The organism is Klebsiella sp. WP3-W18-ESBL-02 (assembly GCF_014168815.1).
GTDB lineage: Bacteria > Pseudomonadota > Gammaproteobacteria > Enterobacterales > Enterobacteriaceae > Kluyvera > Kluyvera ascorbata_B.
In genome coordinates, this window is sequence record NZ_AP021972.1 from 1296649 (window position 1) to 1312534 (window position 15886).

The 15886-nt window shown below is 54.1% G+C and carries 16 protein-coding genes and 1 other annotated feature; of the genes, 9 read left to right on the forward strand and 7 right to left on the reverse strand.

Annotated elements, in window-relative coordinates; translation table 11 throughout:
* Positions 1-35 precede the first annotated feature (35 nt).
* The 3 genes from rplS (at position 36) to H7R56_RS06255 (ending at position 2346) form a co-directional block, all read left to right on the forward strand.
* A complete protein-coding gene (gene rplS, locus H7R56_RS06245) occupies positions 36-383 on the forward strand; it encodes a 50S ribosomal protein L19 (RefSeq protein ID WP_006687325.1) in 348 nt (115 codons plus the stop codon).
* 131 nt (positions 384-514) lie between these two features.
* Positions 515-916 carry a DUF2946 domain-containing protein gene (locus H7R56_RS06250; protein WP_223878947.1) on the forward strand — a complete coding sequence of 134 codons (402 nt, stop codon included), beginning with the start codon at positions 515-517 and terminating at the stop codon, positions 914-916.
* A gap of 56 nt (positions 917-972) precedes the next feature.
* Positions 973-2346 (forward strand): PepSY-associated TM helix domain-containing protein, encoded by a 1374-nt coding sequence (locus tag H7R56_RS06255; protein ID WP_106928410.1) that lies wholly within the window; start codon positions 973-975, stop codon positions 2344-2346.
* Between the two features lie 2 nt (positions 2347-2348).
* Here H7R56_RS06255 and H7R56_RS06260 read toward each other — a convergent pair whose 3' ends face one another.
* From H7R56_RS06260 to H7R56_RS06270, 3 genes are read right to left on the reverse strand one after another with little or no spacing between them, the layout of a single operon-like run.
* Complete coding sequence (locus H7R56_RS06260; RefSeq protein WP_106928412.1) at positions 2349-2831, reverse strand: OmpA family protein; 483 nt, start codon at positions 2829-2831, stop codon at positions 2349-2351.
* A gap of 13 nt (positions 2832-2844) precedes the next feature.
* Positions 2845-4065 (reverse strand): diguanylate cyclase DgcN/YfiN, encoded by a 1221-nt coding sequence (gene dgcN / locus H7R56_RS06265; RefSeq protein ID WP_106928414.1) that lies wholly within the window; start codon positions 4063-4065, stop codon positions 2845-2847.
* Positions 4058-4585 (reverse strand): regulatory sequestration protein YfiR, encoded by a 528-nt coding sequence (locus H7R56_RS06270; RefSeq protein ID WP_223878948.1) that lies wholly within the window; start codon positions 4583-4585, stop codon positions 4058-4060. Before H7R56_RS06270 ends, dgcN begins: the two co-directional genes overlap by 8 nt.
* Before the next feature lie 657 nt (positions 4586-5242).
* Between H7R56_RS06270 and aroF the strand changes: the two genes are divergently transcribed.
* The 3 genes from aroF (at position 5243) to H7R56_RS06285 (ending at position 8381) form a co-directional block, all read left to right on the forward strand.
* Positions 5243-6313: a 3-deoxy-7-phosphoheptulonate synthase AroF gene (gene aroF / locus H7R56_RS06275; RefSeq protein ID WP_106928418.1), complete on the forward strand. Its 1071-nt coding sequence runs from the start codon at positions 5243-5245 to the stop codon at positions 6311-6313.
* A gap of 9 nt (positions 6314-6322) precedes the next feature.
* Complete coding sequence (gene tyrA, locus H7R56_RS06280) at positions 6323-7444, forward strand: bifunctional chorismate mutase/prephenate dehydrogenase (RefSeq protein WP_106928420.1); 1122 nt, start codon at positions 6323-6325, stop codon at positions 7442-7444.
* Between the two features lie 64 nt (positions 7445-7508).
* A complete protein-coding gene (locus H7R56_RS06285; RefSeq protein WP_106928422.1) occupies positions 7509-8381 on the forward strand; it encodes an SMP-30/gluconolactonase/LRE family protein in 873 nt (290 codons plus the stop codon).
* Here the strand turns inward: H7R56_RS06285 and pheA are convergent.
* From pheA to bamD, 4 genes are all read right to left on the reverse strand, one after another.
* Positions 8378-9538, reverse strand: coding sequence for a bifunctional chorismate mutase/prephenate dehydratase (gene pheA, locus H7R56_RS06290; protein WP_182928679.1), 1161 nt, complete (start codon positions 9536-9538; stop codon positions 8378-8380). The two genes, H7R56_RS06285 and pheA, sit on opposite strands and share 4 nt — an antisense overlap.
* 23 nt (positions 9539-9561) lie before the next feature.
* Positions 9562-9687, reverse strand: a sequence feature (Phe leader region).
* Complete coding sequence (pheL, locus tag H7R56_RS06295) at positions 9639-9686, reverse strand: pheA operon leader peptide PheL (RefSeq protein WP_100279143.1); 48 nt, start codon at positions 9684-9686, stop codon at positions 9639-9641. It overlaps the preceding feature by 48 nt.
* 110 nt (positions 9688-9797) lie before the next feature.
* Positions 9798-10136, reverse strand: coding sequence for a ribosome-associated translation inhibitor RaiA (raiA, locus tag H7R56_RS06300; protein ID WP_106928426.1), 339 nt, complete (start codon positions 10134-10136; stop codon positions 9798-9800).
* Positions 10137-10407: 271 nt separating this feature from the next.
* Positions 10408-11151: an outer membrane protein assembly factor BamD gene (gene bamD / locus H7R56_RS06305; protein WP_106928448.1), complete on the reverse strand. Its 744-nt coding sequence runs from the start codon at positions 11149-11151 to the stop codon at positions 10408-10410.
* A gap of 132 nt (positions 11152-11283) precedes the next feature.
* Between bamD and rluD the strand changes: the two genes are divergently transcribed.
* From rluD to clpB, 3 genes are all read left to right on the forward strand, one after another.
* On the forward strand, positions 11284-12264 hold the full coding sequence (gene rluD / locus H7R56_RS06310; protein WP_106928428.1) for a 23S rRNA pseudouridine(1911/1915/1917) synthase RluD: 981 nt from the start codon (positions 11284-11286) through the stop codon (positions 12262-12264).
* Complete coding sequence (gene yfiH / locus H7R56_RS06315) at positions 12261-12992, forward strand: purine nucleoside phosphorylase YfiH (protein ID WP_106928430.1); 732 nt, start codon at positions 12261-12263, stop codon at positions 12990-12992. Before rluD ends, yfiH begins: the two co-directional genes overlap by 4 nt.
* A gap of 129 nt (positions 12993-13121) precedes the next feature.
* Complete coding sequence (gene clpB / locus H7R56_RS06320; RefSeq protein ID WP_182928557.1) at positions 13122-15695, forward strand: ATP-dependent chaperone ClpB; 2574 nt, start codon at positions 13122-13124, stop codon at positions 15693-15695.
* Positions 15696-15886: the final 191 nt, after the last annotated feature.

Consider the following 15886-nt stretch of genomic DNA (forward strand, 5'->3'; position numbering starts at 1 on the left):
CAAATATCAGTTTACCCAGGATAAGAGATTAAATTATGAGCAACATTATTAAGCAACTTGAACAAGAACAGATGAAGCAGGACGTACCTTCCTTCCGTCCGGGTGATACCGTGGAAGTGAAAGTATGGGTTGTTGAAGGTTCCAAAAAACGTCTGCAGGCATTTGAGGGCGTGGTTATCGCTATTCGTAGCCGCGGTCTGCACTCTGCATTCACTGTTCGTAAAATTTCCAACGGCGAAGGCGTTGAGCGTGTCTTCCAGACTCACTCTCCGGTAGTTGACAGCATTGCTGTTAAACGTCGTGGTGCTGTACGTAAAGCTAAACTGTACTACCTGCGTGAGCGCACTGGTAAGTCTGCTCGTATCAAAGAGCGTCTTAACTAAGATTCGCGCAAGCGACATCCTGTTAAAAAGGGCTGGCCGAAAGGCTGGCCCTTTTTTTATCTTCATGCGCACCTTGCGTTAACATTTGGTTGCTAAATCATTTACAATACCCTTGTTCTCTGGAGGGTAGCGTGAACGGCAAAATCACCCATATCATCGCATTTAAACGGCGGGCCGCCTGGCTTGCGCTGTTTGCTATGGCGCTGATTGTTTTTGCACCGCTGGTTTCCATATCGCTCCAGCCAACGGCGATGAGCGCGATGCCGGGCATGCACCATGAAATGAGCATGCCTATGCTGGCACACCACTCCGTGCCGCAAAACATGCCCGTTGACCATGGCGAGGCCTGCGGCTACTGCGTTTTGTTGACCCACGTGCCGGGGATGATACTGGCGTTGTGCGTGCTGTTATGCGCGCTACTGCTGCGCGTTAACGTTGTTCCCTTCCTGCCAACGATAAGCCACTGGCATTTCTTCCCCTGGCTCTTTCCCGATACCCGCGCGCCGCCGCGAGGGTCTGCTTTACCTGCTTAATAACGATAAATGACGCTTCAGCGTCACGCTTCATTTCGCATGAACAAAGGAAAAGTATGACAACCTGCACCTCGCGGGCGGCATGGGTGCACCTGCTGCGCCGCCTGCATTTTTTTATCGGCCTGTTTGTCGGGCCCTTTATCTTCGTTGCGGCCCTGACCGGCACGCTGTATGTGGCTACGCCTCAGCTCGAAAACGTGCTGTATCACCAGGCGCTGCACGGCAGCACCGAGGGTGAGCGTCAGCCTATTGCAGCACAAATTGCCGTCGCGGAACGCGCGCTGGATACACCGCTGCGTCTGAGCGCGGTTCGACCGGCTTTGGACGCGGGTATAACGACGCGTGTGATGTTCGCTGACCCTGCGCTACAGCCATCAGAAAACCGTGCGATTTTTATCGACCCGGTCACGCTGGCGGTGAAAGGGGACATGACGGTCTACGGCACCAGCGGCATTCTGCCGCTACGTCAGTGGATAGACTACGCGCATCGTTCGCTGCTGTTGGGCGATGTCGGACGCCTTTATAGCGAACTGGCTGCCTCATGGATGTGGGTCGCGGCACTGGGAGGTGTGGTGCTGTGGGCTTTTACCCGGCCAAAACGGCGAATAAAAAACCGCCTGCAAAATACCCGCCGCGTTCATGTTACCCTTGGCTGGTGCCTGCTGGCGGGAATGCTGCTGTTTTCAGCCACCGGGCTAACCTGGTCACAGTGGGCGGGCGGCAACGTCGATAAGCTGCGGGCGTCGTTAGGTTGGTTAACGCCACAGGTTAATACCCAACTGCACGGCGCCAGCCCGATGCCGATGGATCCGCATGCGGAGCACCGCGGGCATCATGGCGAGAAGGCTGCTCATGAGTCGACGATCGGTTGGGACAGTATTGATACTGTCCTCAATGTGGCCCAACGAGGCGGCATCAACGCAAGGTCTCTGGAGATCCGCCCGCCGCGCAGTGACGATCGCGCCTGGACGGTCACCGAGATCGATCGGCGCTGGCCAACGCAGGTTGATGCGGTCGCCATCGATCCGCAGTCGCTGGCGATAATCGATAGCACACAGTTTGCTGACTTCCCGCTGATGGCTAAGTTGACGCGTTGGGGCGTGGATTTTCACATGGGGATCTTGTTCGGCTTGCCGAACCAGCTGCTGCTGATCGCCTTTGGCCTGGCGTTGTGCGTGGCTATTGTGATGGGCTATCGTCTGTGGTGGATCAAACGCCCGTCTCAGGCGGAGACAAACCCACTGCTGACGCTAACGCACAGCTGGCGGGCGCTGTCGCTACCGGCCCGCTGTGGCACATTACTACTCGCCGTAGCATGCGGGTTTGCGCTTCCGGTTATGGGCATCAGTCTGGCGCTGTTTATGCTGTTTGACTGGCTACGCTGGCGAGCGGCTGTGCGGATGCCGCTCGTCGAATCGTCCGTCGAGTAACCTTACGGCGCGCTGATCACCACCGCCACACGGCGGTTTTCAGCGCGCCCTTGCGAGGTGCTGTTGCTGGCGACAGGGTATTTTTTGCCTAAGCCGCGCGTGGTGAGATTGCTGCGCGGAATATGAGCGCCTTTTGCCCAGGCATCGGCGACGACATTCGCGCGTTTCAGCGATAGGACTTCGTTATAGCGGTCTTCGCCGTAATTGTCTGTGTGCCCGTCCATCCGGGCGTGGTTTAAACCGGTTGCCGCGAGGCGTGACGCCATGGCCTGGATCTGTGTTTCACTTTCAGGTCGCAGCCCGGCTTCGTTTTTATCGAACAGAATCTTATCCGAGAGGCCCAGCGACCAGTCGCCATTTAATTCGTTAAAGCCATAAGATTGCATCGCTGCGACCTGTTCAGGGGTGAATTTGCCCTGCGGTGTCTGACAACCGGTCAGCAGCAGTGATGCCAGTAAGCATGGAGCAAGATATCGCTTTAACATATCGTTTTCCTTTCTAATATAGTGTCTTAGACCGCTGATTTTTGGCTTGATACATATTGCGGTCTGCCTTTTCCAGTAGTACCTCCAGCGAGGTACTTTCCCACGCTAGCGCAAAGCCGATGCTGAGAGACATCGATGTATTTTGGCCGTTATGCAGATCGAACGGACGGGTAAACTGCTGTGCCAGCGCGTGACAAATCCGTTGAACGTCGTGTTCTGAATGGACGCCGGAGAGCACCATGGCAAACTCATCGCCGCCAAGGCGGTACGATTGATGACGCTGACCGCCGAACGCAATCATTCGACTGGCAATTTCTGTCAGTACGAAGTCGCCTGCGTTGTGCCCCCAGGTATCGTTAATGTGTTTAAAGTTGTCCCCATCGAGAAAAAGCAGGGCTGAGTGTGTTTTAGCAACGTCATCATTCATTAACGCCGCTATGCGGTTGCCGAACGCCGCGCGGTTCGCCAGACCCGTAAGGGGATCGTGCATGGCGGAACGGAGCAACTGAGCATTGGTTTCCTGCAGTTTCAGCTGCCACTCTTCCATTTCAGCCAGCAGGCTGTTGAAGTCTTCGCCGAAACGGTGAAACTCTTCGATTCGACCCTGCTTGACGCGACGGGAGAAGTTGCGATTGGTGCGCGCATCATGTACGACATCGGTGATATTTTGCATTTCCTCAACCATCCCGTGGTGCAGGGAGCGGGTAACCGTGAGCGCGATGCCTGAAGCGAAAAGTATGCAACCGGTGAGGACGGCAAAGGACATCCAGATAAAGTGACCAATCAGGCTGTCGCGTGCGGTCAGATAAATTTCGCCGATTGGCTTGCCGTTATGCATGATGGGCTGAGCGATGGGTTCCGGAAACAGCCAGCGACTGACCAGCGCGCCCAATGTATCGGTATTGTCTTCAGGGTTCCACGACCAGTGAGCAAAGCGCTTTTTATGCACATCGTAGACCTCCGCCATCGCAAACTGCCCCTGTTTCCCGAGCGTTTCCAGGGTGTCATTTGCCGCCTGCGGATCGTTGAAAACCAGCGATGCTTCAAGGGTGTGGCTCATTGTCGCACCGGTCAACTCGAGGTTCTTTTGCGCGTATTGCTTTAATGTCACCACCGACGCGAGGCACAGCAAAAGCCATATAAAGGTCATGGTTATGATGACGCTTATTATGTTAATCCGGCGCAGCGTTCTTTTAAACGTAGGTCGCGGAGTGAAGGTGAAATCCTTATTCATGCTTTTTATTCCGGGCAAGCATTAATACATCCGGATTCACTCTTACGCCGCTGCGAGACAGTGCATCCAGATTAACGGAAAACCGGACCTCATCGTCCTCTATTATTAAACAAAACGCGCTGCCAATAGCACATTCAGGGTTATGTTCGGAGATTAATAGTAACGGTCGGTTGCGATATTGGTTGATTAATTCAAGCTGTTGTTCAGGCGACTCGGTGCCAAAGTAAATACCATCGCATTTTGCGGCGACGGCCTGCTGAGCGTTACCGACCCGCTCAGCCGTATAAGGCAGACCACCGGACATACTGAGGGCGTCGACATATCGGGAAGAGGTCAGGATACAGAGTCTGGGAGGCGCGGAAAGTGACGGCCATCGCGTGTAGCTGACGATGCCGGAGACAATCGAGCGCACCGATTTATCGGTTTCAGTCAGCGGAGCGGCGCTTACCGAGGCCAACGATAGTGGCAGCATCAGCAGTAGAATCAGTCGGGACAAAGCTATCAAGAATGAATTTCTCACGAGAATCCGCCATACCGCTCTGGAGCGTGTTACCCGGGGGAGTTGTAGGCAGAAGATCATTGTTTATTAAAACCATCATTATGTCAGAAATTCGATTGATGAAATTTAGGTTAAATCCCACAGTTGTATTTATTTCAGCATGTCAAAAGGCAATAAATTACGGCTGGTGGCGATGTTGATCTCCTCGGCTTCCGGCGCAGCGTAGTGAGTGAGCCGCAAAGGGAAAAGGTTCGCCCGCTAATTCTTTGCGATGGATAAATGTCGGGTTATCCATTTCCTGTGGGCCATCGATCTCACTATAGGCTTATTTATAAGGGATGGTTGGCCGTATTGTTAAATTTATCGGCTAACTTCAGGTTTTCTTTAAGTCGAATGTCATCGTAGGCGTTTTGGCCTGCGAGGGGGAGCGGATATCTATCGGGCAACCGTCGGGAGTTAAACGCGGTGGGAGCCATTTTTTACGGCGGATAACGATCCTATAGCAATGAGGTGTAACAATTAGTTTACCATTTTATGGGCTGTTTTCGGCAATAAATTTGCAAGTGTAAATATAAGTGTACGTATTTTGGATTGAAATCTTTACTTTCTGTGGTATTGTAGGTTCTACCTCATTGAGGCAACAACTATCGCAAACGAGTCATAACAGGTAATGCCATCATGCAAAAAGACGCGCTGAATAACGTAAATATCGCCGATGAAGAAGTTTTGATCACGCCGGATCAGCTGAAAGCTGAATTCCCGCTCTCCGTTGAGCAGGAAGCGCAAATCGCCCAGTCACGTAAAACGATTACTGACATTATTGCCGGCCGCGATCCGCGCCTGCTGGTGGTATGCGGGCCTTGCTCCATTCACGATCCGGAAGCTGCGATTGAATATGCGCGTCGATTTAAAACACTGGCGGAAGAGGTCAGCGATAGCCTCTACCTGGTGATGCGCGTCTACTTTGAAAAGCCGCGTACCACCGTCGGCTGGAAAGGGCTTATCAACGATCCGCATATGGATGGCTCGTTTGATGTGGAAGGCGGTCTGAAAATCGCTCGTCGTCTTTTGGTTGAACTGGTGAGCATGGGGCTGCCGTTGGCCACCGAGGCGCTGGATCCGAACAGCCCGCAGTACCTTGGCGATCTGTTCAGTTGGTCGGCGATTGGTGCACGTACGACGGAGTCGCAGACTCACCGTGAAATGGCTTCAGGCCTGTCGATGCCGGTTGGCTTTAAAAATGGCACAGATGGCTCGCTGGCGACGGCGATCAACGCGATGCGCGCGGCGGCAATGCCGCACCGTTTTGTGGGCATCAACCAGGCCGGTCAGGTCTGCCTGCTGCGTACCCATGGTAACCCGGATGGCCATGTGATTCTGCGTGGCGGTAAAAAACCGAACTACGGCCCGGAAGATGTGGCGCAGTGCGAAAAAGAGATGGAACAGGCGGGACTGCGTGCATCGCTAATGGTAGATTGCAGCCATGGTAATTCCAATAAAGACTACCGCCGTCAGCCAGCGGTGGCGGAATCCGTTGTCGCGCAGATTAAGGACGGTAATCGTTCTATCATTGGTCTGATGATTGAAAGTAATATTCACGAAGGCAGTCAGTCTTCCGAGCAGCCGCGCAGTGAGATGCAATACGGCGTCTCGGTGACCGATGCTTGCATCAGTTGGGAAACCACCGATGCGCTGCTGCGTGAACTCGACAAGGATTTACGCGGCCATCTGGCGGCTCGTCTGGCGTAAGAGGATTGTATGGTTGCTGAACTGACCGCGTTACGCGATCAAATTGATGAAGTCGATAAGGCGTTGCTGAACCTGCTGGCGAAGCGTATGGCGCTGGTGGCCGAAGTTGGCGAAGTAAAAAGTCAGTATGGCCTGCCCATTTACGTACCGGAGCGTGAAGCCTCGATGCTGGCTTCGCGCCGCAAAGAGGCGGCGGCGATGGGCGTGCCGCCCGATTTGATTGAAGACGTGCTGCGTCGCGTCATGCGTGAGTCTTATTCCAGCGAAAACGACAAGGGGTTCAAAACGCTGCGTCCGTCGCTGCGCCCGGTGGTTATTGTTGGCGGCGGTGGCCAGATGGGGCAGCTGTTTGAAAAGATGCTGACCCTTTCCGGCTACCAGGTGCGGACGCTGGAAAAAGAAGACTGGCCGCGTGCGGCGGACATTGTGGCGGATGCCGGTATGGTGATTGTCAGCGTCCCTATTCACATTACCGAACAGGTGATTGCGAAGCTGCCGCCGCTGCCGGCGGACTGTATTCTGGTTGATCTGGCCTCGGTAAAAGCCGGGCCGTTGCAGGCGATGCTGTCGGCGCATTCGGGGCCCGTTGTCGGGCTGCATCCGATGTTTGGCCCGGACAGCGGCAGTCTGGCGAAGCAGGTAGTGGTCTATTGCGATGGCCGCCAGCCAGAGGCCTATCAGTGGTTCCTGGAGCAGATTCAGGTCTGGGGAGCGCGTCTGCACCGTATTAGCGCCGTTGAGCATGACCAGAATATGGCGTTTATCCAGGCGCTGCGTCACTTTGCTACCTTTGCGTACGGGCTGCATCTGGCGGAAGAAAACGTTCAGTTGGAGCAACTGCTGGCGCTCTCCTCGCCGATTTACCGCCTTGAACTGGCAATGGTCGGGCGACTGTTTGCTCAGGATCCGCAGCTGTATGCCGACATTATTATGTCGTCCGGCAACAACCTGGCGCTGATTAAACGCTACTACCAGCGCTTTGGTGAGGCGATTGGCCTGCTGGAGCAGGGCGATAAGCAGGCGTTTATTGATAGCTTCCGTAAGGTTGAACACTGGTTCGGCGACTACGCACAACGTTTCCAGAGTGAGAGCCGGGTCTTGTTACGCCAGGCGAATGACAGTCGGCAGTAAGTAAAAACTGTATATACTTGAAAGCCAGGGGAAATCCTCTGGCTTTTTTTATGGGATAAAGACAATGGCTGATGTAAACCTGCTGTTTGATTACACCGGACACCTGCCGGAATGCCCAACCTGGAGCGGTGCCGAACAGGCGCTATACTGGGCGGATATCATGGAGTGTGAAATTCACCGCTATGTGCCCGCGACCGGCATGCATCAGGTCTTACAGTTTCCGGAAGAAGTTGGCTGCTTCGCGCTGCGGGAAAAAGGTGGCTTTATCGTCGCGCTGCGCAGCGCTATCTGGCTGGCCGACAGCCGCGGCCTGCTACAGCATAAAATCTGTGATAACCCGAGTAACCCCCAGCTTGCGCGGTTCAACGACGGTGGAACGGACAGAGACGGGCGCTTCTACGCAGGAACCTTTTGGGGGCCAGGCGACTATAACGGTGCGCTGCTGATGCGGATCGATAATCAACTCAAACCGAAGGTGATTCAGTGCGATATTCATGGCGCCAACGGTCTGGCATTCAGCGAGGATAAGCGCTGGATGTACACCTCAGATACGCCCAACGGCGTCATTTACCGTACGCCGCTGGATGCGGACGGTGAGCCCGGCGTACGAGACGTTTTTCGCGTGTTTAGCGAGGGTGAGGGGATCCCGGACGGGGCGGCGATGGATGAAGAAGGATGCTACTGGAGCGCCATGTTTGACGGCTGGCGTGTCGCGCGCTTTTCACCAACGGGAGAGCAGCTTGCTGAGTATCACCTACCGGTGCGTTGCCCAACTATGGTTTGTTTCGGCGGCGCGGATATGCGGACGCTGTTTATCACCACCACCCGTGAGAATATGTCGGCACAGGAGGTGGCAAAATATCCACTTTCCGGGGCTATCTTCACCCTGCCGGTTGCGGTGGCAGGCATGAAGAAGCGGCCGTTTATCGAACGTTAGACCGGATCGACCGGTACGACGTTTTCGCTGGGATAGCAGCCCAGCACTTTCATTGAGCGGGTAATGCCGGAAAGTTCCTTCAGCGCCTTTTGCATGGGCAGTGCGTCCAGGTTCGCCTGGACGTCGAGATAAAACATCTCTTCCCACGGGTTGCCGTGAATCGGACGCGATTCGAGCTTGGTCATGATCAGATTGTGGTTACGCAGCACCAGCAGTGCTTCAACCAGCGCACCGGCCTGCTGGCCGGTTGCAATCAGCAGCGTGGTTTTCGCCGGCACCTGGTCAGAGACGTTTACCGCTTTACGCGCCAGAACCAGGAAACGCGTAATGTTCTGCGTCTGGTTGGCCTGGCAATGTTCAAGCACCTGCAGACCATACAGCTTGCCACCGGCTTCGCTGCCCAGCGCCGCGACGGTCGGTGAGTTGGCCAGCGCGACTTTCTCCATCGCCGCCGAGGTGCTCTCGGTATATTCAATTTTCCACTGCGGATAGTGGCTCAGGAACTGGCTGCACTGCTGGAACGGCTGCGGATGGCTGTAGACCGTTTCAATGGTTTCCAGCGTGCTGCTGCCGTTGGTCAGGACGCAGTGGTCAATGGGTACCGTCATCTCGCCGACGATCGACAGGCTGGTGTGCTGTAGCAGATCGTAGACGTCGTTGATGCCGCCGGAGCTGGTATTTTCAATTGGCACCACCGCATAGTCGGCCTGGCCGGTTTCGACCTGATTGAAGATATCGGCAAATTTCAGGCAGCCGCTTTCAATAAACTGCTCAAAATGGCGAGCGGCATACTGGCGGGCCGCAAGATGCGAGTAGGAGCCTTTCGGGCCAAGGAACGCGATACGTGCCGAGTGGGGGTTAATCTTGTTCAGATGCTGCTGAAGCAGCGTTTGTTGGGTAAGAACGGAATCTTCAATGATGAGCTGGAACAGCCGGGTAATATAATGCGCGTCGAGCTGGTGGGTTTTGCCGAGCGTAATCAGGCGCTCAAGCAGATCGCGCTCGCGGTCAATGTCGCGCACCGGTCGGTGAGAGGCCAGCTTCGCTTTACCCACCTCGATAGCCAGACCGCGTCGCTCGGCCAGCAGGCTCACTAATTTCTCATCCAGCGCGCTGATTTTATCGCGTATCGCCAGTAACGGGTTTTCCGAAGTCATCATGTTTGCCTTTCTTGTTATCAATAAAAAAGGCCCCCCGGAGTGGGAGGCCTTGTTGTTCGTCTTCGCATTCTTTATCACACGACGAAACGCCTCCCAATCAGGGGAAGGTAAAAAAGAATGCGAAGAAAAACGGTAGACGTTTCACAGTTGGCTTAAATCCTTAGCGTGATGAGGTTTTACAGTACTCGTTCTGTTTTCGTTCTGTCAATAAAAAACGCGCCCGAAGGCGCGTTGGCGATACACATTAAAGTACAGTTTACTCTTCTTCAACTTCCACGAAGCTTGCGTCTTTCACCGATGTGGTGGCACGACGGGCTTCCCCTTTGTGTTGCACCTTATTGAGCTGCCGTTCCAGCTTGTTGATCAATTCGTTAATGGCGGTGTACATATCTTCATGTTTCGCACTGGCGACCAGATGCCCGTTCGGGGTATTCATCGTGGCGTCCGCTACAAATCCCTGTGGCTCTTTAGACAGAATGATATGTGGGTTGATTAAGTGGGTTTGCCATTTATCCAATTTTGCGAGACGGTCTGCGACATGCTGGCGAATAGCCGGAGTAATTTCCATTTGTTTACTGGTAATGTTCATTGTCATAAATTTTACCTCTTGTCTTTCCGTCTTGGTGATTCCAGCATACCTCGGATTTGGTTAAAATGTGTGATGAATATCACATTATTTTGTCACTTTTTGTCAGTGCATTCTTTTTGTGAGTCAGAACAGGAAGACGTGATTTTTTACTTGTCGGCGCGGGAAAATACGGCCATATTTGATAGGATGACTTGAGGCTAAAGCGCTTCAGCAAGTCATTAAAATGGATAAAAAAACGGCAGCCATCGGGCTGCCGTTTTACTTTTACAGATCCGAATCAGGACTGGGTGGTCTTGCTGTTGGCGGCGATGATTTTCGCCACTTTGTCCGCCTGCGCCGTCATCTGCATTTGGCGATAGGCATTTTCCATTTTCGGCAGGGCGTCACGCGTTGCCTGCGTATCTGGATAGTTACGCATCATGTTTTCGACGCGGTTTACTACCGCAACCCATGCACCACGCGCGGTGTAGTAATCAACAACGGAAAGTTCGTACTTCGCCAGGCGGTCTTTCAGGAAGATAAGACGTTTGTTGGCGTCGGTGACGTATTGACTGTTCGGGTAGCCGCGCACCAGCTTCGAGAAGTCGTTAAACGCGTCACGGGCATGCTGCGGATCGCGATCGGAGCGGTCAACGCCGAAAAAGCCCTGCAGCGCGCTATCGTCCAGCGCCATGTTGGTTAAGCCGCGCATGTACATGACGTAGTCGATGTTCGGGTGCGTCGGATTCAGACGAATGAAACGGTCAATCGCGGCCTGGGCCAGCGGCAGATCGGCATTTTTGTAGTATGCATAGATCAGATCCAGCTGTACCTGCTGAGAATATGGCCCGAACGGATAGCGGTTATCCAACGCTTCCAGTTGCGTTATTGCCTGTTTCCAGTTACCGTCCTGCAGCTTTTGCTGAGCAGTTGCGTAGATTTCATTAGGCGGATTATCAGGAACCTCTTCCTTTGAACCAGAGCACCCCGCCAAAGCCAGGCTCAACGTGGCCGCTGCCACCAGATATTTCATGCGCGTCATGACGTTTTGACTTTCCTCAAAATGTTTATACGGGATATTCACAGTTCCTGTTCCCGATTAAGACCAGCTACAATAGCACACTATATTAAACGGCGAAGCCGTAAAAACCCAACGTTAACGAAGAAGCTGTATATGGCACAACGAGTACAACTCACCGCAACGGTGTCCGAGTCACAACTCGGTCAACGCTTAGATCAGGCTTTGGCCGAAATGTTCCCTGATTATTCGCGATCGCGCATAAAAGAGTGGATCCTCGACCAGCGCGTTCAGGTCAACGGCAAAGTTTCAGACAAGCCGAAAGAAAAAGTCATGGGTGGCGAGTCCGTCGCTATCGATGCGGAAATCGATGAAGAGATCCGCTTTGAAGCGCAGGATATCCCACTCGATATTGTATATGAAGATGAAGATATTCTCGTCATCAACAAGCCGCGCGACCTGGTGGTTCACCCTGGCGCCGGTAACCCGGACGGTACGGTGCTGAATGCGCTGCTGCACTATTATCCGCCGATTGCCGATGTACCGCGTGCGGGCATCGTCCACCGTCTGGATAAAGACACGACCGGTTTAATGGTGGTGGCGAAAACCGTTCCGGCGCAAACGCGTCTGGTTGAGTCGCTGCAGCTACGTGAAATCACCCGCGAGTATGAAGCGGTGGCGATTGGTCACATGACGGCTGGCGGTACCGTTGAGGAACCGATCAGCCGTCACCCGACCAAACGCACCCACATGGCGGTTCACCCTATGGGGAAACCGGCGGTGACGCACTATCGCATTATGGAACACTTCCGTGTGCACACGCGTCTGCGGCTGCGTCTGGAAACCGGGCGTACGCACCAGATCCGCGTGCACATGGCGCACATCACCCATCCGCTGGTGGGCGATCAGGTCTACGGTGGCCGTCCGCGTCCGCCGAAGGGCGCATCGGATGAGTTCATTTCGGTTCTGCGTAAGTTTGACCGCCAGGCGCTGCATGCGACCATGCTGCGTCTGTATCACCCGATCTCGGGCATTGAAATGGAATGGCATGCGCCTATCCCGCAGGATATGGTCGATTTGATCGCTGCGATGCGCGCTGACTTTGAAGAACATAAGGATGACGTAGACTGGTTATGACCAAAATCATTGTCCCGGAATGGCCGCTGCCGCAAGGCGTGGCCGCCTGTAGTTCAACGCGCGTCGGCGGCGTCAGCGAAGGCGCGTGGGACTCTCTGAATCTCGGCGCCCACTGTGGCGATAACCTCGAGCACGTTGAAGAGAACCGCAAGCGTATGTTTGCGGCGGGCAAACTGCCGTCGAAACCGGTATGGCTGGAGCAGGTCCACGGTAAAGACGTGCTGCACCTCACCGGTGAGCCTTATGCCTCAAAGCGTGCAGATGCCTCCTACAGCAATACGCCCGGGACAGTGTGTGCGGTGATGACGGCGGACTGCCTGCCCGTGCTGTTCTGCAACCGCGCGGGGACCGAAGTGGCAGCCGCGCATGCGGGTTGGCGCGGTCTGTGCGATGGCGTACTGGAAGAAACCGTCGCCTGCTTTAACGATAGTCCTGAAAACCTTCTTGCCTGGTTTGGCCCAGCAATTGGCCCGCGGGCGTTTGAAGTCGGGCCGGAAGTGCGTGAGGCGTTTATGGCGAAAGATGCCAACGCGGAAAGCGCATTCTATCCCGCAGGCGATAAATATTTCGCCGATATTTATCAGCTGGCGCGCCAACGTCTGGGCAACGTCGGCGTGAATGCCGTGTTCGGCGGCGACCGTTGTACCTTCAGCGAAAAGGATGATTTTTTCTCTTATCGCCGCGACCGTATTACGGGTCGTATGGCAAGTTTCATCTGGCTGATATAACCTATAGAATCAAGACGATCCAGAAGGCAGACAGTTTTTTCTCATCGATTAGGTCATTTAACCTTGAATAATTGAGGGATGACCTCATTTAATCTCCTGTAGCAAAATTGACCTATTATGGGAGGAGTCATGCGTCTGGATCGTCTTACCAATAAATTCCAGCTTGCTCTTGCCGATGCCCAGTCGCTCGCGCTGGGGCACGACAACCAATTTATCGAACCTCTTCATTTAATGAGCGCCTTGCTGAATCAGGAAGGGGGCTCGGTACGTCCTTTATTAACGTCCGCGGGCATCAACGCCGGCCAGCTACGCACGGCTATCGATCAGGCGCTGAGCCGTTTACCCCAGGTAGAAGGTACCGGGGGAGACGTACAGCCGTCGCAGGATCTGATGCGCGTGCTGAATCTTTGCGACAAGCTGGCGCAAAAACGCGGCGATAACTTTATTTCGTCGGAACTGTTCGTTCTGGCGGCGCTTGAGTCTCGTGGCACACTGACCGACCTGCTAAAAACGGCAGGCGCTACCACCGCCAATATCACTCAGGCAATTGAACAGATGCGCGGAGGTGAAAGCGTGAATGACCAGGGTGCCGAAGACCAACGTCAGGCATTGAAAAAATACACCGTCGATCTGACCGAGCGTGCTGAACAGGGCAAACTCGACCCGGTTATCGGCCGTGATGAAGAAATCCGCCGTACCATTCAGGTACTGCAGCGTCGTACCAAAAATAACCCGGTGTTAATCGGTGAACCGGGCGTCGGTAAAACGGCGATCGTCGAAGGGCTGGCGCAGCGAATCATTAATGGTGAAGTCCCGGAAGGTTTAAAAGGCCGTCGCGTACTGGCGCTGGATATGGGCGCGCTGGTGGCTGGGGCGAAATACCGCGGTGAGTTTGAAGAACGTCTGAAAGGCGTATTGAACGATCTGGCGAAGCAGGAAGGCAACGTTATCCTGTTTATCGATGAGCTGCATACGATGGTAGGTGCGGGGAAAGCCGACGGCGCGATGGATGCCGGTAATATGCTGAAACCGGCGCTGGCTCGTGGTGAGCTGCACTGCGTCGGCGCCACTACGCTGGACGAATATCGCCAGTACATCGAGAAAGATGCGGCGCTGGAACGTCGTTTCCAGAAAGTATTCGTTGCTGAGCCTTCGGTAGAAGACACCATCGCGATTCTGCGTGGTCTGAAAGAACGTTATGAACTGCACCACCACGTGCAGATTACTGACCCGGCAATTGTAGCGGCGGCAACGCTGTCTCATCGCTACATTGCTGACCGTCAGTTGCCGGACAAAGCCATCGACCTGATCGATGAAGCGGCCTCCAGCATTCGTATGCAGATTGACTCCAAGCCGGAGGAACTTGACAGACTCGACCGTCGTATTATCCAGCTCAAGCTGGAACAGCAGGCGCTGATGAAAGAGTCTGACGAGGCAAGTAAAAAACGTCTCGACATGCTTAATGACGAGCTGAATGATAAAGAGCGTCAGTATTCCGAGCTGGAAGAAGAGTGGAAGGCAGAGAAAGCCTCGCTTTCTGGCACTCAGACAATCAAAGCTGAACTGGAGCAGGCGAAAATTGCCATCGAGCAGGCGCGTCGCGTCGGTGACCTGACGCGGATGTCCGAACTGCAGTACGGCAAAATTCCAGAGCTGGAGAAACAGCTGGAAGCGGCCACGCAGTCTGAAGGTAAAACCATGCGCCTGTTACGTAATAAAGTGACGGATGCCGAGATTGCCGAAGTACTGGCACGCTGGACCGGGATTCCGGTTGCCCGCATGCTGGAAGGCGAGCGTGAGAAACTGCTGCGTATGGAGCAGGATCTGCACAGCCGCGTGATTGGGCAGAACGAAGCGGTTGAAGCGGTATCGAACGCGATTCGCCGTAGCCGTGCCGGGCTGTCCGATCCTAACCGTCCGATCGGTTCATTCCTGTTCCTGGGGCCAACCGGGGTAGGTAAAACTGAGCTGTGTAAGGCGCTGGCTAACTTTATGTTCGACAGCGATGACGCGATGGTGCGTATCGACATGTCCGAGTTTATGGAGAAACACTCCGTGTCGCGTCTGGTGGGTGCACCTCCAGGATACGTCGGCTATGAAGAGGGCGGTTATCTGACAGAAGCGGTACGCCGTCGTCCTTATTCCGTCATCCTGCTGGATGAAGTGGAAAAAGCGCACCCGGATGTGTTCAACATTCTGCTGCAGGTATTGGACGATGGTCGCCTGACCGACGGGCAGGGGAGAACGGTCGATTTCCGCAATACGGTTGTCATCATGACCTCGAACCTGGGTTCGGATCTGATTCAGGAGCGTTTCGGTGAACTGGACTACGGGCATATGAAAGATCTGGTGCTGGGTGTTGTAAGCCACAGTTTCCGCCCAGAATTCATTAACCGTATCGATGAGGTTGTGGTATTCCATCCGTTGGGGGAAAAACACATCGCATCAATTGCCCAGATTCAGCTGCAGCGTCTGTACCAGCGCCTGGAAGAGCGTGGCTATGAAACGCAGATCTCCGATGAAGCTCTGCAGTTGCTGAGTAAAAATGGCTACGATCCGGTATATGGCGCACGTCCTCTGAAACGTGCTATCCAGCAGCAGATTGAAAACCCGCTGGCACAGCAAATCTTGTCTGGCGAGCTGTTGCCGGGGAAAACTATCCGCCTGGAAGTGAAAGACGACCATATTGTGGCAGTGCAGTAAGTCACAAAAAGAAGAAAACGAGCCCTAAAGGGCTCGTTTTTGTTTATAAACCAGGCGAAAATAAGATGATTGGATGAAAAATAGACGAACGAAAAGTTTTTCCTATTTTATGCTTGCAGCTTCTCATTTTCTCCCTATAATGCGCCACCACTGACACGGAACAACGACAAACAAGTCGCCGGGTCAGCGAA

Excerpts from the sequence above, each read along its gene's own strand:
- rplS (WP_006687325.1), top strand. The coding sequence starts at position 36 with ATGAGCAACATTATTAAGCAACTTGAACAAGAACAGATGAAGCAGGAC.
- H7R56_RS06255 (WP_106928410.1), top strand. The coding sequence starts at position 973 with ATGACAACCTGCACCTCGCGGGCGGCATGGGTGCACCTGCTGCGCCGC.
- H7R56_RS06260 (WP_106928412.1), bottom strand. The coding sequence starts at position 2,831 with ATGTTAAAGCGATATCTTGCTCCATGCTTACTGGCATCACTGCTGCTG.
- dgcN (WP_106928414.1), bottom strand. The coding sequence starts at position 4,065 with ATGAATAAGGATTTCACCTTCACTCCGCGACCTACGTTTAAAAGAACG.
- aroF (WP_106928418.1), top strand. The coding sequence starts at position 5,243 with ATGCAAAAAGACGCGCTGAATAACGTAAATATCGCCGATGAAGAAGTT.
- tyrA (WP_106928420.1), top strand. The coding sequence starts at position 6,323 with ATGGTTGCTGAACTGACCGCGTTACGCGATCAAATTGATGAAGTCGAT.
- H7R56_RS06285 (WP_106928422.1), top strand. The coding sequence starts at position 7,509 with ATGGCTGATGTAAACCTGCTGTTTGATTACACCGGACACCTGCCGGAA.
- pheA (WP_182928679.1), bottom strand. The coding sequence starts at position 9,538 with ATGACTTCGGAAAACCCGTTACTGGCGATACGCGATAAAATCAGCGCG.
- raiA (WP_106928426.1), bottom strand. The coding sequence starts at position 10,136 with ATGACAATGAACATTACCAGTAAACAAATGGAAATTACTCCGGCTATT.
- bamD (WP_106928448.1), bottom strand. The coding sequence starts at position 11,151 with ATGACGCGCATGAAATATCTGGTGGCAGCGGCCACGTTGAGCCTGGCT.
- rluD (WP_106928428.1), top strand. The coding sequence starts at position 11,284 with ATGGCACAACGAGTACAACTCACCGCAACGGTGTCCGAGTCACAACTC.
- yfiH (WP_106928430.1), top strand. The coding sequence starts at position 12,261 with ATGACCAAAATCATTGTCCCGGAATGGCCGCTGCCGCAAGGCGTGGCC.
- clpB (WP_182928557.1), top strand. The coding sequence starts at position 13,122 with ATGCGTCTGGATCGTCTTACCAATAAATTCCAGCTTGCTCTTGCCGAT.